Source organism: Streptomyces sp. NPDC051555 (assembly GCF_044454405.1).
Lineage (GTDB): Bacteria > Actinomycetota > Actinomycetes > Streptomycetales > Streptomycetaceae > Streptomyces.
In genome coordinates this window covers 199,013-224,016 of record NZ_JBITDP010000012.1, presented here as the reverse complement: position 1 = coordinate 224,016, position 25,004 = coordinate 199,013, and the positions used below count along the sequence as shown (strand labels likewise).

At 73.4% G+C, this 25,004-nt stretch carries 21 protein-coding genes; 4 read left to right on the top strand and 17 right to left on the bottom strand.

The annotated features are described in order from the left end of the window. Nucleotides 1-191 precede the first annotated feature (191 nt). The 3 genes from galE to ACIBEA_RS24540 all read right to left on the bottom strand — a co-directional run bounded on the left by galE (nt 192) and on the right by ACIBEA_RS24540 (nt 2,886). On the bottom strand, nt 192-1,142 hold the full coding sequence (gene galE, locus ACIBEA_RS24550) for a UDP-glucose 4-epimerase GalE (protein WP_354380523.1): 951 nt from the start codon (nt 1,140-1,142) through the stop codon (nt 192-194). A gap of 112 nt (nt 1,143-1,254) precedes the next feature. Continuing rightward, on the bottom strand, nt 1,255-1,923 hold the full coding sequence (locus ACIBEA_RS24545; protein ID WP_399264433.1) for a response regulator transcription factor: 669 nt from the start codon (nt 1,921-1,923) through the stop codon (nt 1,255-1,257). Between the two features lie 135 nt (nt 1,924-2,058). Continuing rightward, nucleotides 2,059-2,886, bottom strand: coding sequence for a helix-turn-helix domain-containing protein (locus tag ACIBEA_RS24540; protein WP_399264304.1), 828 nt, complete (start codon nt 2,884-2,886; stop codon nt 2,059-2,061). Nucleotides 2,887-2,997: 111 nt separating this feature from the next. Between ACIBEA_RS24540 and ACIBEA_RS24535 the strand changes: the two genes are divergently transcribed. Further along, nucleotides 2,998-3,384, top strand: a complete 387-nt coding sequence (locus ACIBEA_RS24535) for a hypothetical protein (protein WP_399264302.1) — start codon at nt 2,998-3,000, stop codon at nt 3,382-3,384. Here the strand turns inward: ACIBEA_RS24535 and ACIBEA_RS24530 are convergent. The 10 genes from ACIBEA_RS24530 to rsmI form a co-directional block, all read right to left on the bottom strand. Next, the gene (locus ACIBEA_RS24530) at nt 3,368-4,129 is read right to left on the bottom strand and encodes a class I SAM-dependent methyltransferase (RefSeq protein ID WP_399264431.1); all 762 of its coding nucleotides are present in this window, start codon (nt 4,127-4,129) and stop codon (nt 3,368-3,370) included. The two genes, ACIBEA_RS24535 and ACIBEA_RS24530, sit on opposite strands and share 17 nt — an antisense overlap. 130 nt (nt 4,130-4,259) lie before the next feature. Beyond that, nucleotides 4,260-5,978 carry a PQQ-binding-like beta-propeller repeat protein gene (locus ACIBEA_RS24525; RefSeq protein ID WP_399264301.1) on the bottom strand — a complete coding sequence of 573 codons (1,719 nt, stop codon included), beginning with the start codon at nt 5,976-5,978 and terminating at the stop codon, nt 4,260-4,262. 85 nt (nt 5,979-6,063) lie between these two features. Further along, entirely contained in the window at nt 6,064-7,746 is a 1,683-nt protein-coding gene (locus ACIBEA_RS24520) for a PQQ-binding-like beta-propeller repeat protein (protein ID WP_399264299.1), read from the bottom strand. Between the two features lie 154 nt (nt 7,747-7,900). After that, the gene (locus ACIBEA_RS24515) at nt 7,901-9,700 is read right to left on the bottom strand and encodes an ABC-F family ATP-binding cassette domain-containing protein (RefSeq protein ID WP_399264297.1); all 1,800 of its coding nucleotides are present in this window, start codon (nt 9,698-9,700) and stop codon (nt 7,901-7,903) included. A 162-nt stretch (nt 9,701-9,862) separates the two neighbouring features. After that, nucleotides 9,863-10,792, bottom strand: a complete 930-nt coding sequence (locus ACIBEA_RS24510) for a 4-(cytidine 5'-diphospho)-2-C-methyl-D-erythritol kinase (protein WP_399264295.1) — start codon at nt 10,790-10,792, stop codon at nt 9,863-9,865. 20 nt (nt 10,793-10,812) lie between these two features. Then, nucleotides 10,813-11,670, bottom strand: coding sequence for a 16S rRNA (adenine(1518)-N(6)/adenine(1519)-N(6))-dimethyltransferase RsmA (gene rsmA / locus ACIBEA_RS24505; RefSeq protein WP_399264428.1), 858 nt, complete (start codon nt 11,668-11,670; stop codon nt 10,813-10,815). 92 nt (nt 11,671-11,762) lie between these two features. Then, a complete protein-coding gene (locus ACIBEA_RS24500; protein WP_399264426.1) occupies nt 11,763-12,986 on the bottom strand; it encodes a ubiquitin-like domain-containing protein in 1,224 nt (407 codons plus the stop codon). 647 nt (nt 12,987-13,633) lie between these two features. Then, complete coding sequence (locus ACIBEA_RS24495; protein ID WP_399264293.1) at nt 13,634-14,545, bottom strand: TatD family hydrolase; 912 nt, start codon at nt 14,543-14,545, stop codon at nt 13,634-13,636. 376 nt (nt 14,546-14,921) lie between these two features. Further along, nucleotides 14,922-15,296 (bottom strand): hypothetical protein, encoded by a 375-nt coding sequence (locus tag ACIBEA_RS24490; protein ID WP_399264424.1) that lies wholly within the window; start codon nt 15,294-15,296, stop codon nt 14,922-14,924. A 288-nt stretch (nt 15,297-15,584) separates the two neighbouring features. After that, on the bottom strand, nt 15,585-16,493 hold the full coding sequence (rsmI, locus tag ACIBEA_RS24485) for a 16S rRNA (cytidine(1402)-2'-O)-methyltransferase (RefSeq protein WP_399264291.1): 909 nt from the start codon (nt 16,491-16,493) through the stop codon (nt 15,585-15,587). A 109-nt stretch (nt 16,494-16,602) separates the two neighbouring features. Between rsmI and ACIBEA_RS24480 the strand changes: the two genes are divergently transcribed. Together ACIBEA_RS24480 and ACIBEA_RS24475 are read left to right on the top strand one after the other, a co-directional pair. Further along, nucleotides 16,603-18,384, top strand: a complete 1,782-nt coding sequence (locus ACIBEA_RS24480; RefSeq protein ID WP_399264289.1) for a dolichyl-phosphate-mannose--protein mannosyltransferase — start codon at nt 16,603-16,605, stop codon at nt 18,382-18,384. A 79-nt stretch (nt 18,385-18,463) separates the two neighbouring features. Next, nucleotides 18,464-20,092: a penicillin-binding transpeptidase domain-containing protein gene (locus ACIBEA_RS24475; protein WP_399264287.1), complete on the top strand. Its 1,629-nt coding sequence runs from the start codon at nt 18,464-18,466 to the stop codon at nt 20,090-20,092. 396 nt (nt 20,093-20,488) lie between these two features. Here the strand turns inward: ACIBEA_RS24475 and ACIBEA_RS24470 are convergent, their stop codons facing one another. The 4 genes from ACIBEA_RS24470 to ACIBEA_RS24455 are packed head-to-tail and all read right to left on the bottom strand — an operon-like array spanning nt 20,489 to nt 24,296. Next, nucleotides 20,489-21,658: a serine hydrolase domain-containing protein gene (locus ACIBEA_RS24470; RefSeq protein ID WP_399264285.1), complete on the bottom strand. Its 1,170-nt coding sequence runs from the start codon at nt 21,656-21,658 to the stop codon at nt 20,489-20,491. 28 nt (nt 21,659-21,686) lie between these two features. Next, nucleotides 21,687-22,475, bottom strand: coding sequence for an energy-coupling factor ABC transporter ATP-binding protein (locus tag ACIBEA_RS24465; protein ID WP_399264283.1), 789 nt, complete (start codon nt 22,473-22,475; stop codon nt 21,687-21,689). Continuing rightward, complete coding sequence (gene cbiQ / locus ACIBEA_RS24460; RefSeq protein WP_399264281.1) at nt 22,463-23,224, bottom strand: cobalt ECF transporter T component CbiQ; 762 nt, start codon at nt 23,222-23,224, stop codon at nt 22,463-22,465. The genes ACIBEA_RS24465 and cbiQ overlap by 13 nt, the downstream gene beginning before the upstream one ends. A gap of 1 nt (nt 23,225) precedes the next feature. After that, nucleotides 23,226-24,296, bottom strand: coding sequence for an energy-coupling factor ABC transporter permease (locus ACIBEA_RS24455; RefSeq protein WP_399264279.1), 1,071 nt, complete (start codon nt 24,294-24,296; stop codon nt 23,226-23,228). 202 nt (nt 24,297-24,498) lie between these two features. On the opposite strand from ACIBEA_RS24455, the gene ACIBEA_RS24450 reads away from it, so the two are divergent. Then, a complete protein-coding gene (locus ACIBEA_RS24450) occupies nt 24,499-24,906 on the top strand; it encodes an SsgA family sporulation/cell division regulator (protein WP_399264277.1) in 408 nt (135 codons plus the stop codon). Nucleotides 24,907-25,004: the final 98 nt, after the last annotated feature.

Sequence of the window (25,004 nt, the reverse complement as noted above, 5' to 3'; positions counted from 1 at the left end):
GCGGGGCCCCCGCCCCCCGGGGGGGCCCCCGGGGCCCCCCCCGCCCCCCGCCCCCCCACCCCCGGCGAGGCTGAGGTGGCCGGGCCAGTCGGGGCCATCCCGGACGGCCGGGGCAGCTCAGGCGAGGCCGGAACGGGCCCGGGGGGACAGTAGAGCCCCCCGGGCCGGAATGGCTTCGCCGGGCCGGCGGGTCAGCGCTGGGCGAAGGCCCAGGCGTCCGCGACGATGCCCGCGAGGTCCGCACGGGAGGGCGTCCAGCCGAGCCGCTCCTTGGCATTGGCCGCGGAAGCCACCAGGACCGCCGGGTCACCGGCCCGGCGCGGGGCCACGACCTCCGGGATCGGGTGCCCGGTCACCTTGCGGACGGTGTCGATGACCTCGCGCACCGAGAAGCCGCTGCCGTTGCCCAGGTTGCAGATCAGGTGCTCGCCCGAGGCGGGCACGGCCACCGCGGCCAGGTGCGCCTCGGCGAGGTCGGCGACGTGGATGTAGTCGCGCACGCAGGTGCCGTCCGGCGTCGGGTAGTCCTCGCCGAACACCGAGATCGACTCCCGCTGCCCGAGGGCGACCTGGAGCACCAGCGGGATCAGGTGGGTCTCGGGGTCGTGCCGCTCGCCGAACTCCTTGTAGGCACCGGCCACGTTGAAGTAGCGCAGCGAGACCGCGGTCAGCCCGTGCGCCGCGCACTCGCCGCTGATCATGTGGTCGACGGCCAGCTTGGAGGCGCCGTAGGGGTTGGTCGGCTTGGTCACCGACTCCTCCGTCAGCAGCCCCTCGGTGGGCTCGCCGTAGGTCGCGGCGGTGGAGGAGAAGACGAGCTTCTTCACCCCGGCCTCGCGCATCGCGGTGAGCAGCGCGAGCGTGCCGCCGACGTTGTTGTCCCAATACTTGCCGGGGTTGACCACGGACTCGCCGACCTGCGAGAAGGCCGCGAAGTGCAGCACCGCGTCGAAGGAGGCGTCGAGGTGGCGGGCGGCGTCCTGGATCCGACCGTGGACGAGGGTGGCGCCCTGCGGCACGCCCGCCTCGAAGCCGGTCGAGAGGTCGTCGAGGATGGTGACCTCGTGTCCGGCCTCCAGCAGGTGGGCCGCGACCACGCTGCCCACGTATCCGGCGCCACCGGTGACCAGGTACTTGCTCACTCGCCTACTACCTCTCGAAGTCGCACGGCCGCTCGCGTGTCGCGACCCGTTCCCCCCTGGCTTACCGCATGTCCGCACCCACGGGGAAATCGCGCGCCCGCGACGACGACGTCTACAGGCGGGCCGCCCGGTCCAACAGGCCCGTACGGGCGGCCAGCGCGGCCGCCTCCAGCCGGGAGCCCACGCCGAGTTTCATCAGCACGCGCTGGACGTGCGTGCGCGCGGTGCTCGGCGCGATCGCCATCCCGGCCGCGATCAGCCGGGTGTCCTCGCCCTCGGCGACCCGGACCAGGACCTCCACCTCGCGCGGGGTGAGCAGCCCGAGCAGCCTGCTGCCCTCGTCGTCCGGCTGGGCGGTGGGGTTGAGGAGTTCCGCGAAGGCGCTCTGGAGCAGCTGCGGCGACACCGCCGCCTCCCCGGCCCGCGCCTTGGCCAGGGCCCGCTCGACACCCTCGATCCGCTCGTCCTGGCGCACGTACCCGCAGGCGCCTGCGGCGAAGGCGGCGGCGATCCCCCGCGGACTGGGCACCGGGCCCAGCACGACGACGGCGATCTGCGGTCTCTCGCGCCGGATCCGCACGATGGGCTCGAAGATCCCCGGCTCGGCGGGGGTGGCGGTGCCCAGCAGACAGACCTCCGGGGCGCGGCTGATCACCAACTCGGCCGCCCCGGCGGCCGGCGCGGCCGCGGCCAGCACCCGGTGCCCGCGCAGCTTCAACGCCGAGGCGAGCGCCTCGGCCAACAGCCGGTGATCGTCAACGACCATGACCCGTACGCCCATTGCGGCGCTCACCCCCGACCCTTCTGACCCGGCAAGCTACACGCTTGTTCGACGCCGCGAGGTGGATACGGAACAGAAGCCCCCGTCAGTGGCGACCGCCCCCGCGGGCCTTGACATCGGCCGGGGGTCCGGTCGTCATGCGGCGCCCCTGCCCAGCTCTTCGATCAAGGCCACGGACTCCGCCTGGGAGAGCGCCTCGGCCTGCAGCTGATGGAAGGCCCTCAGAACGGGCAGCACCTTTGTACTCTCCCGATCCAGGTACCCCCGGAACCAGGACTCGGCATAGCCGACCACGGACCGGTCGGGCAGCGTCAACAAGATCACCGCCATGCCAATCGAGCGACGCGTGCCCATGCTGAACGGGGCCACCTGAAGCACCGTGTTCGGGCGGCCGGCGAATTCCTTCAACCGTTCGAGCTGAGCGGCCATGACCTGGGGGCCACCGACGAGCCAACGGAGACAGCTCTCGTCCAGCACCGTGAACATCATGGGTGGTCGGGCCCGCTCCAGCGCAGCTTGCCGCTTCGCCACCAACGCCACGCGCGCGGCTGCGCGTTCGGCGGTGATGGCGCCCCGCCGAACATCGCTCTCCGCCAGCGCATGCGCGTACTCGGGCGTCTGCAACAGACCCGGGATGATGCCGATCTCGAACTTCCGGATCTCCACGGCCCGGCTCTCGTAGTCGACGTACTCCTGGAAGCCCTCCAGTAGCGAACCGTGTCGAATCTCGCGCCACGCACGCTCGAAAGCGTCGTCGGTTTCGAGCACTCGGTCCGCACTGCGTGAAAACCGCAGGGTCGGCGGCTTCCGACCGGTTTCGACTGCTGAGACGTGCTGGCTGGAGTACCCCGTCCGCTCGGCCAGCTCATCCTGCGTCCAGCCCCGCGCTTCCCGGGCACTGCGCAAACGCGCCCCGAACGCGGCCCGCGGCGAGCTGTCCGGGCTCAACTCCTTGCGGTTCACGGGCGCGCCATCCCTTCCTTCACATCCGACAGGTTGACACGTTGAAGAATTTCTGACCTTAGGCCAACCTGGCTCTCCCCGGTAGCTGTTCGGACACGGAGAGGCACCCCCATGCCCCACGAACGCCACATCTGCGGCGCCCAGACCCTCCTGCTCGGCCCGGCTCTGGTGGCCGCCCTGGACGCGCTCGGGCCCGGTCACGCCCCGTACCGCGAACTCGTCCCCATCCCACAGCGGATCCGTTGCACCCTCGAACACGCCACGGGCCCGCATTGGTCCCTCATCGTGGACAACCAGGACGCGACCGCCCTATGGGCCCGCTGGCCGGAGGGCAGGTCGTGCCAGGCGGTCTTCGTCCGCCCCGACTGCCCGGTCGGCGACACCGCCCCGGGCGGGACCGGCGCCGGGTGCGCGGAGTTCCGGTTCCACCCCGGCGGGCACACCTGGCAGGTCGGCGACCCCGTGTACGAGCGATGGGCGGTCAGGCCGCGCCGGTGAAGACGTACGCCGTCATCGGGGCGACGACCGGGCCCGGGCCCAGTCGGGCCGTGGTCTCCTCGATGATGACCGCCCGGGCGGCCGGGCCGCCGCCGCGCTCCTCGAAGGCACCGCGCACCGGCGTCCCGGTGAGGAAGCCGGTGGCGACGTCGGCGGCCGACGCGGCCCGGCCCTCCAGCGTCAGCTCCCGCTCCTCCTCCACGACGAACCCGGCGGCCGCCAGGTCGGCCGCCACGACCGCGGGGTCGGCGTAGCCGTGCGGGACCGTGGGGAGGAACCGCGGCGGGTCGTCCGGGAAGGCCCGCTCCAGCCCGGCCTGCACCGCGGCGTCGAAGGCGTGCGCGGCGATCGGGCCCCAGGTGTTGAACAGGAACCGGCCGCCGGCGGCCAGCACCCGGCGGACCTCGGTGAAGGCCGCGACCCGGTCGGGGAAGAACATCACGCCGAACTGGCAGACCACCAGGTCGAAGCCCCCGTCCGGGAACGGCAGCCGCTGCGCGTCGGCCTGTCGCCACAGCGCCCCCGGCGCCCGGGACGACCCGAAGTCGACCATGGCCTCGTTCAGGTCGGTGGCCGTCACCTCGGCCGACGGCGCCGCGGCGAGCAGCTCCGATGTCAGCACGCCGGTGCCCGCGGCCAGTTCGAGGATCCGTCCGGGGCGCAGCGCCGCCGCCCGGGCCGCGAGGTCCTCGGCGAAGGGCCGGAAGAGGACCGGCACGAGGTACCGCTCGTAGGCCTGCGGCATGGACCTGGACCACAGCCGGTCGGCGTCGATTCCCGTCACCCTCGCCACGGTAGCCCGGCCCCGGGACACCGGCACGCCGAAGCCCCCCGGAGGAGAACGACTTCCGGGGGGCGGGGGCGGTCCGGCCGGGTCAGCCGGTCGTGAAGGACACGAACAGGTACGACGGGTCGGCGGTCGCCGAGTAGGGCTTGCTGATCAGCGTCTGGGAGATGAAGAACCGCCCGTTGTGGTAACGGAACTCGGCTCCCATCGCGGACATGCTGGTCTCGGGGCGCCGGATGTTCTTGTCCTCCGGCATCTCCATGAGGAGCGTTTCCTTCATCGTCGCGGTGTCGATGCTGACGACCTGGCCGCCCTTGTTGTAGGGGGGCAGCTTGTAGGCGATGACGTTCGGCCCGTCCATGCGCAGCGGCATGATCGTGTACTGCTCGCCCGCGTCGGCCCGGTCGGTGGTCTGCTTGCCGGTGGTCAGGTCGAAGGACAGCAGCTCGTTGGTCCGGCCGTACTGGTCCTTGCCCTGGTGCTCGACGGACGGCAGGTAGACCTTGCCGTTGCCGACGGCCATCTTCTTGCAGCCCTCGACCAACAGCCCGTCGCAGCGCACCGAGTAGTTGCCGGAGGAGACCGGGATACGGGTCTTCAGCGCGCCCGCGTCGTCGACGACGAAGAGGTCGCTGACCCCGCTGCCGCCCTTGGCCGCGTCGCCGACGTCGGCGGCGACGACCAGCGGCTTGGTGGAGACGATCGCGGCGTAGTCGATGCCCTGCGACATCTTGTACGAGGACTTGGGCGCCCCGGTCGTCGGGTCGAGGTTCTGCGCGAGCAGGTACTGGCTGCCGTACGGGCCGCACTTGCGGATGACCGCGAGGGCCGGGCCACCGGCGTAGCCGAGGTCGTAGCAGCCTTCGCCGTCGACCTTGGCGGGCCACAGGTTCTTGCCGTCGGCGAGGTTCCAGCCCGCGCCGCCCTGGAGGCCGCCCGCGGCGACGGTGTTGCCGCTGAGGGTGACCTCCTTGAACTCCACCGGCTTGTCACCGCTGGTGGCGGCCTTGATGGTGGTCGACCAGGCCAGCTTGCCCGCGTTCAGGTCGATGACGCCGATCTGGTTGCAGCGGGGGTACTTGTTGGCGTCGCTGGCCAGCGCTTCCTTGAAGAGGATCGCGCTCTTTCCGCCGCTGATGTGCGCGGTGGCCCCGCACAGCTCGGCCGGGAGCGCGATGGACCACTTCTGGGCGCCGGTGTTCAGGTCGTAGCCGACGACCTTGGCGACGTCGGACTTCACGTAGAGCGTGTCGGTGACCCAGGAGCCCTCGACGTGCGCGAGGTCGGCGACCTGCGGCTGCGGGAGGTTGACCAGGGTCTTGGCCTTGGTGTTCGCCGGGGGCTTCTCGCTGGCGACCCCGCCACCGGACTTGTCGCCCTCGCCGCCCGCGCCGGGGCTCTTGCCGTCGGTCGGGCCGTTGGCGACGTCCTTCTTGGCGCTGCCGTCGTCACCGGAGACGTACCAGAAGCCGCCGCCCACGATCAGGGCGATGGCGACGAGTGCGGCGACCACGATGAGGAGCTGGTTGCGCAGGTCGTTGCTGGCGCCGCCACCGCCGCCACCGCTCGCGGGCGGGACGTAGGCGGGTGCGGCGGGCGCGACCGGCGGCGCCTGCGGATAGCCGTAACCGGGCTGCGGCTGCTGCTGCGGGTAGCCGTAGGCCGGGCCCGGCGGCTGCTGCGGGGGCGCCGGCGGGGCGGGCGGCGCGGCCGGCGGCGGCGGCGCGAAGCCGCCCGGCGGCGGGTCCTGGGGCGCGCCGAAGCCGCCCGACGGGGGCTGGTTCGGCGGGGGCGGCGGGGTACTCATCGGGTGCTACTGCCTCTCGTGGGCGGCCGGGTGGACGACGGGACTACGGACGCGAACAAGGTCACGGACACGGGCACGGGCACGGTCACTTGCCGAAGACCATCAGGAACTTCTCGTCCTTGCCCTCGCCGGTGATGTGCGTGGAGGACATGAAGAGCCGCCCGTCCGCGAAGGCGATCTGCGGGGTGTAGAAGGAGTTCTCCAGCGGCGCGGCGGGCCCGGACGGGTTGTGCAGCACCGTGGTGGGCTTGCCGCCGCCGAGCGGGACCGAGATGACCTCGCCGCCGGTGGCCCTGTCCGCCGCGCTGTTGTAGGCGTAGAGCTTGCCGCCCTCGGCCTTCAGCGGGACCAGGACGCGCTTGTCGCCGGCCGGGGTGCGCCACTTGGCCTTGCCGGTGCCCATGTCGAAGGCGACCAGCTCGTTGGAGACGCCCTCGGTCGGCAGGACGATCGTGTCGGAGCCCGCGTCGACGACGATGCCCCAGCAGTCCTGGAGCGGCCGGTCGAGGATCGGGTCGTCGCAGCGGGGGGTGAACTGGCCCTCGCCGCTGAGCTGCGAGCGCTGCTTGCCGTCGGGGCCGATGACCATGATGGAGCGCTGGCTCTTGTCGCGCTCCTTGACGTCGACGACGAGCGGGTTGACCGAGTAGACCTTGCTGACCTTCCAGCCCTGCGGGAAGCGGTACGTCCAGCTCTTCTGGCCGCTGACCGGGTCGGTGCCCTGGAGCTCCTCGATGCCGTCGGCGCAGGTGGCGACGGCGACGACCTTGCCCTGACCGGCCGCGTAGGAGCCGGGCGTGCAGCCCTCGGGGACGTTGGAGCCGAACAGCCGGTCCCCGGTGCTCACCTTGAAGGCGCTGGCGGCGCCGACGCGGCTGGCGGTGACGGTGTCACCGGTGATGGCGAGGCTGGGGGTGACCATGATGTCGAACATCCCCTCCTTGGGGATCTCCTTCGTCCACCCCCTCTTGCCCGTCTTGAGGTCGACCATCGTGAGCTGGTTGCAGCTCGCCTGCTCTGACTCGCCGTTCATGATGCCCACGACGACCTTGCCGTCGGTGGTGGTCTGGTAGGGGGTGCTGCAGACCTTGACGGGGAAGTCGAGCTTCCACTTCTGCTTGCCGTCCGCCACGCCGTAGCCGATGAGCGACTTGAAGAGGGACTTGACGACGGTGTCGCCCACGATCCACTGCCCCGTGGCGTCCCCGCCGCCGCCGGGCAGTTCGGTGGCGTTGGTCTTCAGCCACAGCACCTTGCCCTCGCCGGGCTTGCGGCCGGAGTTGAGGTCGACGTCGCTCATGCCGTTGCCGCCCTTGCCGTCGCCCTTGTCGACGGAGGGCGAGCCGGAGGGCTGGGTCACGGGCGCGGAGCTGCCGGCCGCGGCCGGCTTCTTGCCGTCGCCGTCATCGCCGGCGAAGGCGAAGTACGCGCCGGTGCCGAGCACCAGCGTGACGACCACGGAGGCGGTGACCAGGAGCTGCGTCCGGCCGCGGGGCGGGGTCGGCCCGGTGGGCGGCATCCCGATCGGCGCGGTCGGGGGCTGCGGATATCCGTATCCGGGCTGCGGCTGCTGGCCGTACGGGCCCTGCGGGGCCGGCGGCTGCTGCGGCGGCTGACCGGGCTGCTGCGGCGGCGCCTGCGCGTACGGGTTGTCGCCCTGCGGCGGGAAGCCGTACGCGGAGGGCGGCGGCGGGCCGGGCAGGTGTCCGTAACCGGGAGGTACAGCTGGCTGGTTCGGCGGCGTCGGCGGACTCGGCGGCTCGGTCATCAGCGGTACCTTCGGGGTCGGTCGGGCGTGGGGGATGCCCTTTCTATCACTGCGGGCGCACGCCGGACGGGCCGGTCCAGCCCCTGTGCCCAAGGGAGGACCGGCCCGTGACGTGGTCGTTATCCGGCCAGTTGGTGCCCGGCTGAGGCGGAACCTACGCGTCCTCGGCCAGCTCCAGCCAGCGCATTTCCAACTCGTCCCGGTCTGTGATGAGTTCGCGCAGCTCCGCGTCGAGCGTGGCGACCTTGTCGAAGTCGGTGGCGTTCTCCGCGATCTGCGCGTGCAGGTTCGTCTCGCGGTCCGACATCTTGTTGAGCTGGCGCTCGATCTTCTGGAGCTCCTTCTTCGCGGCGCGCGCGTCGCCCGAGGAGGTCTTCTCCTTGGCCGCGAACGGGGCGGGCGCGGGCGCCGCCTCGGCGATCATCCGCTTCCGGCGCTCCAGGTACTCGTCCAGGCCGCGCGGCAGCATCCGCAGGCTCTGGTCGCCGAGCAGCGCCATCACGGTGTCGGTGGTGCGCTCGATGAAGAACCGGTCGTGGGAGATCACGATCATCGACCCGGGCCAGCCGTCGAGGAGGTCCTCCAGCTGGGTCAGGGTCTCGATGTCGAGGTCGTTGGTGGGCTCGTCGAGGAAGAGGACGTTGGGCTCGTCCATCAGCAGGCGCAGGATCTGCAGCCGGCGGCGCTCGCCACCGGAGAGGTCGCCGACCGGCGTCCACTGCTTCTCCTTGGTGAAGCCGAACTGCTCGCACAGCTGGCCCGCGGTCATCTCGCGGCCCTGGCCGAGGTCGACCCGGTCGCGCACGCGCTGTACGGCTTCCAGGACGCGCAGGGACGGGTCGAGTTCGCCGACCTCCTGCGAGAGGTAGGCGAGCCGGACCGTCTTGCCGACGGTCACCTTGCCGGCCGCGGGCTGCTCGTCGCCCTGGGTGCGGGCGGCCGTGGCGAGCGCGCGCAGCAGCGAGGTCTTGCCCGCGCCGTTGACGCCGACCAGGCCGACCCGGTCGCCGGGGCCGAGGTGCCAGGTCAGGTGCTGGAGCAGGGTCTTGGGGCCGGCCTGGACGGTGACGCCCTCCAGGTCGAAGACCGTCTTGCCCAGGCGCGCGTTGGCGAACTTCATCAGCGCGCTGGTGTCGCGCGGCGGCGGCACGTCGGCGATCAGCTCGTTGGCCGCCTCGATGCGGTAGCGCGGCTTGGAGGTGCGGGCGGGGGCGCCGCGGCGCAGCCAGGCCAGCTCCTTGCGCATCAGGTTCTGCCGCTTGGACTCCTCGGTGGCGGCGATCCGGTCGCGCTCGGCGCGGGCGAAGACGTAGTCGCTGTAGCCGCCCTCGTACTCGTGCACGTCACCGCGCTGCACGTCCCACATGCGGGTGCAGACCTGGTCGAGGAACCACCGGTCGTGGGTCACGCAGACGAGCGCGGAGCGGCGGGCCTGGAGGTGCTGGGCCAGCCAGGAGATGCCCTCGACGTCGAGGTGGTTGGTGGGCTCGTCGAGGACGAGCAGGTCCTGGTCGGCGATCAGGAGCTGCGCGAGCGCGATCCGGCGGCGCTCGCCACCGGAGAGCGGGCCGATGACGGTGTCCAGGCCGTGCTCGAAGCCGGGCAGGCCCAGGCCGCCGAAGAGGCCGGTCAGCACGTCGCGGATCTTCGCGTTGCCCGCCCACTCGTGGTCGGCCATGTCGCCGATGATCTCGTGGCGGATGGTGGCGGCGGGGTCCAGGGAGTCGTGCTGCGTGAGCACGCCCATCCGCAGTCCGCCGTTCTGGGTGACCCGACCGGTGTCGGGCTCCTCCAGCTTCGCGAGCATCCGGATGAGGGTGGTCTTGCCGTCGCCGTTGCGTCCGACGACGCCGATCCGGTCCCCCTCGGACACGCCGAGGGAGATGCCGTCGAGCAGGGCACGGGTTCCGTACACCTTGCTGACTGCCTCGACATTGACCAGATTGACGGCCATCAGACGCGCTCCAGGGAAAGGGGTGGATCAGCCCCCCACCCTAACCTTCCCGGCCGGACCCGACCGCTGCGCGAGCGGCCGCGCGGGTGCGCGGGGGCCGCGCGGGAGTCCGTACGGGCCCCCGCGCGGCCGGTCGTACGGGCCCCCGCGCGGCGGTCGGGCTCAGTGCCGGGTGGCGCCCGGGGCCGGGGAGGTGGCCACGCGGGTGGTCCGGCAGGTGCCGGAGGCGGACAGCGCCTCGGCGACCTTCGCCGCGGACTCGGGGTCCCGCACCAGGAAGGCGGTCGTCGGCCCGGAGCCCGAGACGAGGGCGGCCAGCGCCCCGGCCCCCAGACCCGCGTCCAGCGTCCGTCCCAGCTGCGGGCGCAGCGAGAGCGCCGCCGGCTGGAGGTCGTTGACCACGGTGGCGGCCAGCGCGTCCGGGTCCCCGGTGGCCAGCGCGGCCAGCAGCCGCGGCGCGGCCTCGGGCACGGGGATGTCCGTACCGGCCTCGGCCGCCAGCCGGTCGAACTCGCGGAACACCGCCGGGGTCGACAGGCCGCCGTCCGCCACGGCGAAGACCCAGTGGAAGATCCCGGACTCCAGCGGGGCGAGCTGCTCGCCGCGTCCGGTGCCGAGCGCGGCGCCGCCGACCAGGCTGAAGGGGACGTCGCTGCCGAGCTCGGCGCAGATCTCCAGCAGCTCGGCCGGTGTGCTCCGCAGGCCCCACAGCAGGTCGCAGGCGAGGAGCGCGCCCGCGCCGTCCGCGCTGCCGCCCGCCATGCCGCCCGCGACGGGGATGTTCTTCGCGATGTGGATGTGGACGGCCGGGTCCAGGCCGTGCCGGGCGGCGAGCAGCTCGGCGGCCCGCGCCGCCAGGTTCGTCCGGTCCAGGGGGACCTGGTCGGCGTCGGGACCGGAGCAGCTGACGGTGAGGGCGTCGGCCGGGGTGACCGTGACCTCGTCGTAGAGGGAGACGGCCAGGAAGACGTTGGCCAGGTCGTGGAAGCCGTCGGGGCGGGCCGCGCCCACCGCCAGCTGCACGTTGACCTTCGCGGGCACCCGGACCGTGACGCCCGCGGCCTCCGGTGGGCCGGTCACAGCACCGGTCACAGCACCGGTCCCGGCGCCGGTCACAACGCCGCCTGCTCGTGCACCGGCTTGTTCTCCGCGATCCGCGCGAACTCCTCGACCGTGAGCCCCTCGCCGCGGGCCTGCGGCGAGATCCCGGCCGCGACCAGCGCGCTCTCGGCGCCCGCGGCGGAGCCGGCCCAGCCGGACAGCGCGGCCCGCAGCGTCTTGCGGCGCTGCGCGAAGGCGGCGTCGACCACGGCGAAGACCTCGCGCTTGGTGGCGGTGGTCTTGACCGGCTCGGCCCGCCGGACCAGGGAGACCAGGCCGGAGTCGACGTTCGGCGCGGGCCAGAAGACGTTGCGCCCGATGGACCCGGCGCGCTTGACGTCGCAGTACCAGGCGGCCTTGACCGAGGGCACGCCGTAGACCTTGTTGCCGGGCTTGGCGGCCAGCCGGTCGGCGACCTCCGCCTGCACCATGACCAGCGTCCGCTCGATGGTCGGGAAGCGGTCGAGCATCGTCAGCAGCACCGGCACGGCCACGTTGTACGGCAGGTTGGCGACCAGCGCGGTCGGCGCCGGGCCGGGCAGTTCCTTCACGAGCATCGCGTCGGAGTGCACCAGCGCGAAGCGGTCCGCGCGCGCGGGCATCCGGGCCTCGATGGTCGCGGGCAGCGCGGCCGCCAGCACGTCGTCGATCTCGACGGCGGTGACCCGGTCCGCGGCCTCCAGCAGCGCCAGCGTCAGCGAGCCGAGGCCCGGACCGACCTCGACGACGACGTCGTCGGGCCGCACCTCCGCCGTGCGCACGATCCGGCGCACGGTGTTGGCGTCGATGACGAAGTTCTGCCCCTTCTGCTTCGTCGGCCGGACCCCGAGTACGCTCGCCAGCTCCCGGATGTCGGCCGCGCCGAACAGCGCGTCGCCCCCCTGCGCCGGGGTGACCTCCGGCGACTGCTCGCCGTCATGCTTCTCGTTGCCGTGCTCTGCGGTGTCGTGCTCTGCGGTGCTCACCGGTAAAGCCTACGGCCGCAGTGCGGCCACGGACTCGCCCCCCGCTGCACGTAGAGCTTCTTGGCCCGGTAGGTCTGCTCCGCACCGGTCGCCTCCTGGGCGCTGCCGGTGCCGCCGAGGCTCTGCCAGGTCTGGACGTCGAACTGGTAGAGCCCGCCGTAGGTGCCGGACGCGTCGGTGGCCGCGGCCCGCCCGCCGGACTCGCACTGGGCCAACGCGCCCCAGTCCAGGCCGTCGGCCCCGGCGACCGAGTCGGGCAGCGGCCGGGTGCCGACCTTGACCAGCTGGGTCACCGGCTCGCGCAGGGTCTCCTCGGCGATCCGGCGGGGTTTTTGCCGGACCCCGTTGACGGTGCGCAGGCTGTAGGTGACCCGGCGGGCGCCGGGCCGCCCGACGCGCTCGACGACCTCGGTCCCGGCGAACTGCTCCGGATCCTTCACCTTCTCGATCTCGAACGGGATGCGCTCCTCGCGGACCTCGCGGGTACCGGTGATGCGCAGCACGGTGACGGTCTGGCCGTCCCGGGGGAAGGAGGCGGCCGGCACGGAGGTGGTGTCCTGGGCGTGCAGGGTGATCCCGGCCTGGTCCAGGGCCTCCTGGACGGTCGCGGCGTTGGTGCGGATGGTGCGTTCGCGGCCGTCGGCCATGAAGGTGACGCTGCGTTCGGTGCGCACGTTCAAGGTGAGGCCGCGGCGCGGTACGGGGGCGGTGCGGGGCGCGGAGAGGTACGCGCCCTCCGCGCGGACGCCGAGCTGGCGCAGCGCGCCGTCCACGGTGGCGGCGGTGGTCCACACCTGGCGCCGCTGGCCGTCGAGGGTGAGCTGGAGGGGGCGGCCGTAGCGGACGACGATCTCGTCGCCGTCGTCGAGGGCGGTGGTGCGGGCCGGGGCGACGAGGTCGTGGGCGCCGACGCCCAGGCCCTCCGCGTCGAGCAGTTCGTCGACGTCGTCGGCGAAGGTGTGCAGGGTGCGGGGCACGCCGTCCACGGTGAGGCGGACCGCCTTGTCGGCGGCGACGAAGGCGGAGGTGCCGCCGGCGAGGAAGGCGACGACCAGGGCCTGCGGGACGATCCGGCGCCAGCTGGCGGTGCCGCGCCCGGCCTTGGTGCCCCGGCGCGCCCGGGTGGCGGTGGCCCCGCCGCGTCCGGCCCGCCGGGATCCGCCGGGCTCGGGGCGGGGCGGGGTGCCCGTGCCCTCCGGCCGGGCGGGTCCGGGGAGCAGCGGCTCGGGCCAGCCCGCGGGGGCGGGGGCGGGGGCCGGGTCGAAGCCGGGGCCGAGGTCCAGGCCGGGGCCGCGACCGAAGCCGGGGGCGCCGTCGGGGCCGAGGTCTCCGCCGTAGCCGAGGTCGAGGTCGCGGGCGAAGTCTCGGTCCAGGTCGCGTTCGAGCTCTACGAGGTCCAGTTCCAGGCCCAGTTCCAGGGCGAGGTCCGGGCCGAAGGAGCCGTCGGCACCGGCGCCGGCACCGCCGTCCGCGGCCGTGTCCGGCCAGGCCGTGCCGACGGCCGCCCCTCCCGGCGGGGCCGCCGGCAGGGGGGACCGGCCGCGGGCCCGGCGCCCCGTGGGGCCGTCGGCCTTGCGCCGGCGCGCGGCCCGCCGCTCACCGGCGCGGGGGGCCGGGACGGCCGCGTCCCGCTCGTCCGGGGCGGGCGTCGGGTCGGCGGACAGCGCCGAGTCCAGCCAGCCCGCGGGTGCCGCCGCGTCCGGCTCGTCCCGGCCGCCACGGCGGTGGCCGCCCTGGGTATCGCTCACGACGCTCGCTCCACTGGTCCGGTCCCGTTGGTTCGGGCACGGCACCCTAGCGGAGCGTTCGTCACTCAACAAAGTCGCCCCGCTACCCAGCGTGTCACCGGGTGCGGGCCGATCGGACGTCAGTAGGCGAAGGCGCGGGCCGTGTTCGCCGCCAGTGCGGTGGCCATCGCGTCCTCGTCGATGCCGCGGGCCGCGGCCATCGCACGCACCGTGAGCGGAATCAGGTACGGCGCGTTGGGCCGTCCGCGGTACGGCGCGGGGGTCAGGTACGGCGCGTCCGTCTCGACCAGCAGCAGCTCGGCCGGGGCGACCGCGACCGCTTCCCGCAGCGCCGCCGCGTTCTTGAAGGTGACCGTCCCGGCGAAGGACATGTAGTAGCCCGCGGCCGTGCACTCGCGGGCCATCTCGGCGTCGCCGGAGTAGCAGTGGAAGACGGTCCGCTCGGGCGCGCCCTCTTCCCGCAGCACGCGCAGGACGTCGGCGTGGGCCTCGCGGTCGTGGATGACCAGCGCCTTGCCCCGGCGCTTGGCGATCTCGATGTGCGCGCGGAAGGAACGCTCCTGCGCGGCCATGCCCTCGGGTCCGGTGCGGAAGTGGTCGAGCCCGGTCTCGCCGACCGCCTTGACGTGGTCGAGGGCGGCCAGCGCCTCGATCTCGGCGAGGGCCTCGTCCAGGGCCGCCTCGCCGCCGCCGGGCCTCGCGCCCTGGCGGGACCAGCCGTCGGGATCCCCGTGGACGATGCGGGGGGCTTCGTTCGGGTGGAGGGCCACCGCCGCGTGGATGTTCTCGTACGCGGCGGCGGTCTCGGCCGCCCAGCGGGAGCCCTTCACGTCGCAGCCGACCTGGACGACGGTGGTGACGCCCACCGAGGCGGCCTTGCGCAGCGCCTCCTCGACGGTGCCGCGCTGCATGTCGAGGTGGGTGTGGGAGTCCGCCACCGCGACCCGGAGGGGCTCCGGGAGCGGCGGCGGGGTGTCCCGGTCATCGTCTTTGCGACGGGAGCCGGACGGAACGGCGGGGCTGGCACTCATACGACCGATCCTATGGTCCCCACCTCACGCCCCGGCGAGGCCGGGGTAGCCGCGCCTCCCGCCCCGGCGGGGCTGTAAAGGCGCGCCTCAAACGCCGGCGGGGCTGGAGGGGGCCCCATCAAGCCCGCCCGGCCACATCAAGCCCGCCCGGCGATTGAGGGCACCCGCCCGGAGGGCACACGACCCGCACCCAGCGACTCCGCCCGAGGCACCGCCTCAAACGCCGGCGGGGCTGGAGGGGGCCCCATCAAGCCCGCCCGGCGATTGAGGGCACCCGCCCGGAGGGCACACGACCCGCACCCGGGGGCTCCGGCTGGGGCACCGCCTCAAACGCCGGCGAGGCTGGAGGGGGCCACATCGAGCCCGCCCGGAGGGCTCAGGCTCCGCGGATCCGCCGCCACAGGCGGCCCAGCAGGCCCCCGCCCTCGCTCGCGTCCCGCGCGTCGGGGTCGATCGCGACCGGCCCGGGGGCGTCGTGCAGCCGGGAGCGCTTGCGCGGCTTCGGCATCCGCGCCGGAGCGGGCCGGTGATGGTGGTGGTGGAGCTGGTCGAGCATGCCGAGGACCGAGGACACCTGCCCCTCCCGCATGATCCGCACCACGTGCCCACCGCAGTTCATGCAGGTGGGGTTGGACAGCGGGGACGGGACCCGTTCGCCGCCCTTGACCGTATAGACGATGAACGGCTGGCCCCTGCCGTCCACGTGGTGCTCGATCTCGTACGCCTGCTCCCAGCCGTACCCGCACTTCATGCAGGCGAAGGAGTACGCCTCGCGAGCGGTGCGTACGGGCGGCGGGGTGGTCCTGACGGCGGCGACGGTCGGTGCGGTCGCGACCGGCGGGGCCGCGGGAACCGGGGTGTCTGCGATCTCACTCATGCCAGCTCCTCTTGTCCGCTGGTAGTTCACTCACCAGTGGACGCCTGTTCCGGCGGGAGCGCATCAGGCCCTGTCCAGTGTTGGACGGCCTTTGGGCAAGGCATGCCCAAAACGCCCTGTGCCCGGTCTGAGCTTTGCTTTTCAGCCTAGCTCTTTACCGACCTACGGCACCTTTTGTGCCGCATTCTTTGCCGCGACCACCGCGTCGAACACCTCGCGCTTGGGTACGCCGGCCTCGGCGGCGACGGCCGCGATGGCCTCCTTGCGCCGCTCCCCCGCCTCCTCCCTCACCCGCACCCTGCGCACCAGCTCGTCGGCGTCGACGTCACCGGGCGCCGCGGCGGGCGCGCCCTCGACGACCACCGTGATCTCGCCACGGACGCCCTCGGCCGCCCACTGCGCGAGCGCGGCCAGGCCGCCCCGCTTGACCTCTTCGTAGGTCTTGGTCAGCTCGCGGCAGACGGCGGCGCGCCGGTCGGGTCCGAAGACCTCGGCCATCGCGGCCAGGGTGTCGTCGAGGCGGTGCGGGGCCTCGAAGTAGACGAGGGTGCGGCGCTCCCCCTCGACCTCGCGCAGCCGGCTCAGCCGCTCGCCGGCCTTGCGCGGCAGGAAGCCCTCGAAACAGAAACGGTCCACCGGCAGCCCGGACATGGCCAGCGCGGTCAGCACGGCGGACGGGCCGGGCACGGCCGTCACCTTGATGTCCTTCTCCACGGCGGCGGCGACGAGCCGGTAGCCCGGGTCGGACACCGACGGCATGCCCGCGTCCGTCACGAGGAGGACCCGGGAGCCGGCGAGGAGCGCCTCGACCAGTTCGGGGGTGCGCGCGGACTCGTTGCCCTCGAAGTAGGAGAGGACGCGACCGGTGGTGTGCACGCCGAGGCCCTGGGTCAGGCGGCGCAGCCGCCGGGTGTCCTCGGCGGCGATCACGTCGGCGCGCTCCAGCTCGGTGGCGAGCCGGGGCGGCGCGTCCGCGAGGTCCCCGATCGGGGTGCCGGCGAGGACGAGCACGCCCGCCGCGTCGGTGGTCGGGTGGGTGGCTTCGGTACCTCGGGGCTGCGCAGTGGTCACCCGCACATCCTCTCAGCCCGGGGCCCCGTGCCCCGGCCACTCCCCCCTTGATCGACCCGGTCGCCCCCGCTACTGGGGTTCGCACAGCGCTGTTCCCTACGATGACCCGGTGACCAGTACCGCGACGCCGCAACCCAGCCCCGCCGGGGCCCCGCCCGCGCCGCCCGGTGGCGGCGAGAACGAGCCGTCGACCTGGCTGCGCCGCCTGCGCGGCTTCGGCTACGCACCGCCGGGCGGGCCGGGCGGCGGTGCGGGACCGCGCGCCGATGTCCGCAGCCGCCTGGTGCCGCCGTACGCGAAGCCCTCGGTGGCGCTGTGGACGGCGCTCGGCGTGCCCGCCGCCGCGACCGCGACCTGGCTGCGGGTGCTGGCGTGGGCCGGTCCGCTGCTGGTGACGCTGGTGGCCGGCGTGCTGCGGTTCGTGCACCTGGGCACCCCGAAGGCGGTGATATTCGACGAGACGTACTACGCGAAGGACGCCTGGGCCACGATCCAGCAGGGCTACGAGGCCAACTGGCCCAAGGACATCGACAAGGCGATCCTGGCGAACCCGAACGGGGTCGTGCTGCCGAGCGACCCGGGGTACGTCGTGCACCCGCCCGTCGGCAAGTGGGTGATCGGGCTCGGCGAGTGGATGTTCGGCTTCGACCCCTTCGGCTGGCGCTTCATGACCGCGCTGCTCGGCACCCTGTCGGTGCTGATGCTGTGCCGGATCGGGCGGCGGCTGTTCCGCTCCACCTTCCTGGGCTGCCTGGCGGGCGCCCTGCTGGCGGTGGACGGCCTGCACCTGGTGATGAGCCGGACCGCGCTGCTCGACCTGGTGCTGATGTTCTTCGTGCTCGGCGCCTTCGGGGCGCTGCTGATCGACCGTGACAAGGCCCGGGCCAGACTCGCGGCGGCGCTCCCGGTGGACGACGAGGGCCGCACCCGGCCCGATCCACGGATCGCCGAGACGCTGAAGCTGGGCTGGCGCCCGTACCGGATCCTCGCCGGGATCAGCCTCGGCCTGGCCTTCGGCACCAAGTGGAACGGCCTGATCGTCCTCGCCTTCTTCGGCGTGCTGACCGTGCTGTGGGACGCCTCCGCGCGCCGCGTCGCGGGCGCGGGCACCCCGTACGCGTCGATGCTGCGCCGGGACGCGCTGCCCGGCTTCCTCTCCACGGTGCCGGTGGCGGTCGCGGTGTACCTGGCCTCCTGGACGGGCTGGATCCTGAGCCCGGACAACGGCAAGGGCGGCTACTTCCGCGACTGGGCACGCACCCAGGACCAGGGCAGCTCGATGTCCTTCCTGCCGGAGTGGCTGCGCAGCCTGTGGCACTACGAGACGGCCGTCTACGACTTCCACGTGGGCCTGACCTCGGGCCACACCTACCAGTCCAACCCCTGGAGCTGGCTGGTCCTGGGCCGCCCGGTCTCGTACTACTACGAGTCCCCCGCCCCCGGCACCGACGGCTGCCCGACGACCGCGGCGGGCAAGTGCGCCCGCGAGGTCCTGGCGATGGGCACCCCGCTGCTGTGGTGGGCGGGCTGCTTCGCCCTGCTGTACGTGCTGTGGCGCTGGCTGTTGCGCCGCGACTGGCGGGCCGGCGCGATCGCCTGCGCACTGGCCGCGGGTCTGCTGCCCTGGTTCAACTACCAGGAGCGGACCATCTTCTACTTCTACGCGGTCGTCTTCGTCCCGTACCTGTGCCTGGCGGTGGCGATGACGATCGGGGCCCTACTGGGCCCGGCGGGCTCCTCGGAACGCCGCCGGGCGGTGGGCGCGATCGGAGCGGGCGTCCTGGTCCTGCTGATCGTGTGGAACTTCATCTACTTCTGGCCCATCTACACCGGCCAGTCCATCCCCATGGACTCCTGGCGCGGCCGCATGTGGCTGGACACCTGGGTGTAGCGCGCCGGCGGCGGCTGGACAGTCGGGTCTCGCCCATTGAGCATGTTCAGACAGAAGTTACTCCTGGGGAGGGGGCTGTATGAACGGGGCGGCGAAGGGTGCCATCGTCGGCGGGGTGTTCCTGACCATGGTCGGGGCGGCCGGGTACGGGGTGTACACGCTGGTCGGCGGGGAGGACGGCGGCGCGGCGGGCGGGGGAACGGCGACCCGGGCGGAGCGCCGGACCGGGCCGCCCGACGCCGAGGAGACCGCCCGGACGGCCAAGGCGTTCCTGACGGCGTGGGCGGCCGGGGACGAGCGGGCCGCGGCGGACCTGACGAACAATCCGGCGCTCGCGCAGCCCGCGGTGGGCGAGTTCAGGACCAAGGCGTACGTGTCGAAGGCCGTCATCACCCCCGGCACGCCGACGGGGACCACCGTCCCCTTCACGGTCGCGGCCGAGGTCACCTTCGAGGGGGTCACCAAGCCCCTCGCGTACGAGTCCAAGCTGACCGTGGTCCGCGGGCTGACCACCGGGAAGGCGCTCGTCGACTGGCAGCCCTCGGTGCTCCACCCGCAGCTCCAGCGGGACGAGAAGCTGCGCACCGGCGCGGCCGCGGCCGCGCCGGTCAAGGCGGTGGACCGGGACGGCCAGGAGCTGACGGCGCAGAAGTACCCCTCGCTCAAGCCGGTGCTGGAACAGCTGCGCAAGACGTACGGGCAGACGGTGGGCGGCAAGCCCGGCGTCGAGACCTGGATCGAACCGGCCGCGCGGGACGCGCCCAAGCGGGTCCTGCTCACGCTGGCGGAGGGCGAGCCCGGCCTGCTGAAGACCGTGCTCGACGCGGACGTGCAGGCGGCCGCCGAGAAGGCGGTCGCGGCCTACCCGGAGTCCTCGGTGGTCGCGGTCCAGCCGAGCACGGGGCACGTCCTGGCGGTCGCCAACAACCGGGCGGACGGCTTCGACGCGGCCCTCCACGGCACCCGGGCGCCCGGTTCCACACTGAAGGTCCTGACGGCCGCGATGCTGATCGACCGGGGCGTGGTGAGCGCGGACAAGCCGGTGGAGTGTCCCAAGACCGTTTCCGGGGGCGGCCGTTCCTTCCACAACCTGGAGAACATGGAGCTCAAGGGCGCGAGCTTCGCGACCGACTTCGCCGTGTCGTGCAACACGGCCTTCATCGGCCAGATGAAGGCCGTCGGCGACGAGTCCGCGCTGGCGGACGAGGCGCGCCAGGTCTTCGGGCTCGGGCTGGAGTGGAAGGCGGGCGTCCCGGTCTTCGACGGTGACGTGCCGGCGGCCTCGGGGCCCGAGGCGGCTGCCGCGTACATCGGCCAGGGCCGGGTGCGGATGAGCCCGCTGAACGTCGCCTCCGTCACGGCGACGGCGAAGACGGGGGTCTTCCACCAGCCGGTGATCGTCGAGGAGGGCGTCGGGGAGCGCGTACTGGCCCGGGCCGAGCGGCAGATGCGGTCCGGGACCTCGCGCCAGCTGGTCCAGATGATGCGCCAGACCGCGGCCAGCGGCACGGCGGCCCGGGTGATGTCCTCGGTCGGCGGGGACAAGGGGGCCAAGACCGGCTCGGCCGAGGTCGACGGCGCGGCCGCCCCGGACAGCTGGTTCACCGGCTTCAGCGACGACGTGGCGGCCGCGGCCATGGTCCAGTCCGGGGGCCACGGCGTCGACGCGGCGGGCCCCTTGGTAGCCCGCGTCCTGAACGCCGGCTAGCCCGGCCCATCCAGCCCCGCCGGCGTTCGAGGCGCGGATCGCGTGCCCTCCGGGCGGGGCCCTCAAACGCCGGGCGGGCTCTTGAGCCGGGAGCCCGAGGCCCCACAATCCAGCCCCGCCGGCGTTTGAGGCGCTGCCCCGGGCGGAGCCGCCGGGTGCGAACCGTGTGCCCTCCGGGCAGGTGCCCTCAAACGCCGGGCGGGCTTGATCTGGCGCGGGCCGGCTTGATGGGGCCCACTCCGGCCCCGCCGGCACTTGAGCCGGGAGCCAGAGGCTCCACAATCCAGCCCCGCCGGCGTTTGAGGCGCGACCCCCGGGCCCCGCGAACCCGCCCCGCCGGCGTTTGAGGCGCGACCCCCGAGCCCCGCGAACCCGCCCCGCCGGCGTTTGAGGCGGTTACAGGGACGTGCGGACCGCCCGGACCAGGGCCTGGGCCCGGGGGTCGGCCGTTACCGAGGCGGCCAGGGCGTTGGTGACGTAGCCGAAGGCGACGCCCGCCTCGGGGTCCGCGAAGCCGAGGGAGCCGCCCCGGCCGGGGTGCCCGAAGGACGCCGGGGACAGCAGCGGCGAGGCCGGCCCGTGCAGCATGTAGCCCGGGCCGAAGCGGGTGTTGACCACCAGCACCCGGTCGGGGCCGGCGGACAGCTCCCGCCCCGCCAGCGCCACCGTCTCCGGGGTGAAGAGCCGGGGTCGGCCGGCCACCTCGCCGAGCGTGGCGGCGTAGAACCCGGCCAGCGCACGGGCCGTACCGATCCCCGTGGACCCGGGCAGCTCGGCCGCCCGGTAGCCGGGGTCGTTCTCGTCCGGCAGCGGGCTGATCGCGGCGAAGGCGCGCCGCGTGAGGGAGTCGGGGTCGGCGTAGGCCTCGGAGACGTTCCGCTTGGGTCGGGTCCGCAGCCCACCCGTGGTCCGCGGCGCCTCCAGCGCCGCGCTCCGCCCCACCCGGTGCGCCGCCGCCTCCGGCAGCCCGATCCAGAAGTCCAGCCCGAGCGGCCCGGTGACCTCCTCGGCCAGCCACTTGCCCAGCGAGGCCCCGGTGACCCGCAGCACCAGCTCGCCGAGCAGCCAGCTGAAGGTGTGGGGGTGGTAGCCGTGCTCCGTACCGGGCGCCCAGAAGGCGCTCTGCTCGGCGACGGCGCGCGGTCCCGAGCTCCCGTCGGTGGCCTCGGCGGGGCTCAGCGGGCGGTCCAGCGCCGGTATGCCCGTACGGTGCGAGAGCAGGTCGCGGACCAGGGCCCGCTCCTTGCCGCCCGCCTTGAACTCCGGCCAGTACTCCGCCACCGGCGCGTCCAGGTCGAGCAGCCCCCGCTGGTGCAGGAGCAGCGGAACGGCGGCGGCGACGCCCTTGGTGGCGGAGCGGACGATCTGCGCGGTGTCCCGCTCCCAGGGGGCCGCGTCAGCGCCGGTGGCGTCGGCGTCCCGGACGCCGCCCCACAGGTCGACGACCTTGCGCCCGTCGCGGTAGACGGCGAGGGCCGCACCCCGGTCCCCGAGCGCCTCGAAGTTGCGCACGAAAGCGTCCCGGACCGGTTCGAAGCCGTCCGCCACCTCACCCTGAATGTTCACGAGCGGTGCAACGCCCGAGCATCCGTGCTTATGCCACGGACACCGAGCGCGGGTCGAAGCCGAAGGGCAGCTCCAGCCGGTGCGCCCGCATCAGCTCCTCGTCGCACAGGAGGTCCTGGGTGCGCCCGTCGGCCGCGATGACCCCCTCGCTGAGGATCACGGCGCGGGAGCACAGTTCGAGGGCGTACGGCAGGTCGTGGGTGACCATCAGCACGGTGACGTCCAGCGAGCGCAGGACGTCGGCCAGCTCGCGCCGCGAGGCCGGGTCCAGGTTGGACGAGGGCTCGTCCAGGACCAGGATCTCCGGCTCCATGGCCAGCACGGTCGCGACGGCGACCCGGCGGCGCTGCCCGAAGGAGAGGTGGTGCGGCGGGCGGTCGGCGAAGTCGGCCATGCCGACCTGTTCCAGGGCGCCCCGCACCCGGGTCTCCAGCGCCGCGCCGCGCAGTCCGGCGGCGGCCGGTCCGAAGGCGACGTCCTCGCGCACGGTCGGCATGAAGAGCTGATCGTCGGGGTCCTGGAAGACGATCCCGACCCGGCGCCGGATCTCGGCGAAGTTCCGCTTCTGCACGGGCAGCCCGGCGACGGTGACGGAACCGACCCCGCCGGTCAGGATGCCGTTGAGGTGCAGGACGAGCGTGGTCTTGCCCGCGCCGTTGGGCCCGAGCAGCGCGACGCGCTCCCCGCGCCCGACGGTGAGGTCGACCCCGAAGAGGGCCTGGTGCCCGTCGGGATAGGCGTAGGCGAGGCCGGCCACTTCAAGGGAGGGCACGGAGGCGGAGGCGGAGGCGGGAACGGCTGGGGTCACAGGGTCCATCCCATCAGACAGACGGCCAGGGCCGTCACCGGGAGCACGGCCGCGTACGCCCACTGGGCGCGGGTGGCGCTCACCTCGTCGATCACCGGCATGGAACCGGCGTAGCCGCGGCTGACCATCGCCAGGTAGACGCGCTCGCCGCGCTCGTAGGAGCGGATGAAGAGCGCGCCCGCGGTCTTGGCGAGCACCCCCCAGTGCCGTACGCCGCTCGCCTCGAAGCCGCGGGAGCGGCGGGCGATCGTCATCCGGCGCAGTTCGTCGCTGATCACGTCGCCGTAGCGGATCATGAACGACGCGATCTGGACGAGCAGCGGCGGCAGCTTCAGTTGCTGGAGGCCCAGCAGCAGCGCCCGCAGCTCGGTGGTGGAGGCGAGCAGTACGGACGCGGCGACGCCGAGGGTGCCCTTGGCCAGTACGTTCCACGCGCCCCACAGGCCCGAGACGCTCAGCGACATGCCGAGCACCTCGACCCGCTCGCCCTGGGCCACGAAGGGCATCAGGACGGCGAAGGCGACGAAGGGGACCTCGATCAGCATCCGCTTGAGGAGGAAGGCGGCGGGGATCCTGGCCGCCGCGGCCACCCCCGCGAGCAGGACGGCGTAGAGGCCGAAGGCCCACACCGCCTCGCGCGGGGTGGACACGACGACCACGACGAAGCAGAACGCGGCGGCCAGCTTGCAGTGCGGCGGCAGCGCGTGGACGGAGGTGTGTCCGTGCCGGAAGAGCTTGTGGGCGTGGCCCGCGCCCATGTCAGAGCGCCGCGGACGCGGCGGTGCGGTCGTCGGCGCCGTGGCCTTCGGCGCGGCGGCGGCGGACGGCCCAGAAGATGCCGGAGCCGACCGCGACGGTCGCGCCGACGCCGATGACCCCGGCGAGGCCGCCGGAGAGGCGGGCGTCGCTGATGTCCTTGACGCCGTAGTCGGCGAGCGGGGAGTCCGAGGCGGCGTGCGCCGTGACCTTCCGGTCGATGCCCTGGTCGGCGGCGACCTTCTCCAGGCCGTCGGGGCTGGCGGAGGCGTAGAAGGAGACGAACCCGGCCAGCAGCAGGGCGGTGACCAGGCCGGTCGCCCAGACCTTCCTGGTCGAGCGGGCCGCGGCCGGGGCCGGGGTCCGGACCGGGGCGGCGGCCGGCGCGTCGACGAGTCGACCGTCCACGCGCAGCTTGAGCGGGGTGACCAGCGCGCTCGCGCCGTGGACCAGGTCGGGGCGGACGGCGAGCACGGCGCCGACGGTGAGAGCGGTGATCGCCGCCTCGCCGATGCCGATCAGGACGTGGACGCCGACCATCGCGGTGAAGACCTTGCCGACGGGCACGTCGGTGGTGCCGCCGAGGGCGTAGAGCAGGGTGAACATGCCGGCGGCGGCCGGGACCGAGAGGAGCGCGCCGGTGAAGGCGGCCGCGGTCACCGAGCGGCGGGTGTCGGGGAGGATCTTGACCAGGCCGCGGAAGACGGCGTAGGCGACGATCACCGTGACCACGGCCATGTTCATGACGTTCACGCCGAGCGCGGTCAGGCCGCCGTCGGCGAAGAGGAGGCCCTGCATCAGCAGCACCACCGAGACGCAGAGCACCCCGGTGTAGGGGCCGACGAGGACCGCGGCGAGCGCACCGCCCAGGAGGTGGCCGCTGGTACCGGCGGCGACCGGGAAGTTGAGCATCTGGACGGAGAAGATGAAGGCGGCGACGAGCCCGGCGAGCGGCGCGGTGCGCTCGTCCAGCTCCCGGCGGGCTCCGCGGAGGCTGACGGCGACGGCGCCCGCGGCGGCGACTCCGGCGGCTATCGAGACGGGGGCGTTGATGAAGCCGTCGGGCACATGCATGGGCGCTGCTCCGCTTCCTGCGGTGATCTTGCGGTGAACGGCCGGATTCCCCGGCCGTTCGAGAACCTTTCAAGAGTAGTGCCCAGTTGCAAAGGGTTGGCAAGAGCGTACGCACCACAAAAGGCGTCTCGCATGTTCGTCGGAATATGCGATTCTGGGGTGAATACGGACGCATATGTTCCGCTTTTGAGGAGACCGGTCGATGTCTGCCACCGCCGAGAATCCCCGCGCGACCGCCGTCGCCACGCCCGACGCACCCGAAACGCCCGTCGAGGTTCGGGTCACCGCACGCGTGATCACCGACGATCCCCTCTACCGCAAGATCCCCGTCGCCCTGCGCTTCGCCCCCGACGAACCCCTGGCCGTCCGGATCGTCTTCCCCGCGGACCTCTCCCCCGAGGGCACCGACAACGAGTGGGTCTTCCCCCGCGCCCTGCTGGAGGCCGGTCTCCAGGCCCCGACCGGTAGCGGCGACGTCCGCGTCTGGCCGTGCGGGCGGGTACAGGCGGTCGTCGAGTTCCACTCGCCCGAAGGGGTCGCGGTGGTCCAGTTCGACATCGCGGCACTGCGCCGCTTCCTGCGACGTACGTACGCGCCCCTCACCCGATAGGCCCATACGTACGCGCCCCTCACCCGATAGGCCCAGCCGCACCGCGGCGGACAGGACGAAGGGCCCGGCCCGCACCCCTGATCGGGGGTGCGGGCCGG

What these genes read in the sequence shown, in the direction of transcription:
- ACIBEA_RS24450 (WP_399264277.1), top strand. Translation starts at nt 24,499, where the DNA reads ATGTCTGCCACCGCCGAGAATCCCCGCGCGACCGCCGTCGCCACGCCC.
- ACIBEA_RS24455 (WP_399264279.1), bottom strand. Translation starts at nt 24,296, where the DNA reads ATGCATGTGCCCGACGGCTTCATCAACGCCCCCGTCTCGATAGCCGCC.
- ACIBEA_RS24530 (WP_399264431.1), bottom strand. Translation starts at nt 4,129, where the DNA reads ATGCCGCAGGCCTACGAGCGGTACCTCGTGCCGGTCCTCTTCCGGCCC.
- ACIBEA_RS24535 (WP_399264302.1), top strand. Translation starts at nt 2,998, where the DNA reads ATGCCCCACGAACGCCACATCTGCGGCGCCCAGACCCTCCTGCTCGGC.
- ACIBEA_RS24475 (WP_399264287.1), top strand. Translation starts at nt 18,464, where the DNA reads ATGAACGGGGCGGCGAAGGGTGCCATCGTCGGCGGGGTGTTCCTGACC.
- cbiQ (WP_399264281.1), bottom strand. Translation starts at nt 23,224, where the DNA reads ATGGGCGCGGGCCACGCCCACAAGCTCTTCCGGCACGGACACACCTCC.
- ACIBEA_RS24490 (WP_399264424.1), bottom strand. Translation starts at nt 15,296, where the DNA reads ATGAAGTGCGGGTACGGCTGGGAGCAGGCGTACGAGATCGAGCACCAC.
- ACIBEA_RS24515 (WP_399264297.1), bottom strand. Translation starts at nt 9,700, where the DNA reads ATGGCCGTCAATCTGGTCAATGTCGAGGCAGTCAGCAAGGTGTACGGA.
- ACIBEA_RS24525 (WP_399264301.1), bottom strand. Translation starts at nt 5,978, where the DNA reads ATGAGTACCCCGCCGCCCCCGCCGAACCAGCCCCCGTCGGGCGGCTTC.
- ACIBEA_RS24520 (WP_399264299.1), bottom strand. Translation starts at nt 7,746, where the DNA reads ATGACCGAGCCGCCGAGTCCGCCGACGCCGCCGAACCAGCCAGCTGTA.
- ACIBEA_RS24545 (WP_399264433.1), bottom strand. Translation starts at nt 1,923, where the DNA reads ATGGGCGTACGGGTCATGGTCGTTGACGATCACCGGCTGTTGGCCGAG.
- ACIBEA_RS24495 (WP_399264293.1), bottom strand. Translation starts at nt 14,545, where the DNA reads ATGAGTGCCAGCCCCGCCGTTCCGTCCGGCTCCCGTCGCAAAGACGAT.
- ACIBEA_RS24465 (WP_399264283.1), bottom strand. Translation starts at nt 22,475, where the DNA reads ATGGACCCTGTGACCCCAGCCGTTCCCGCCTCCGCCTCCGCCTCCGTG.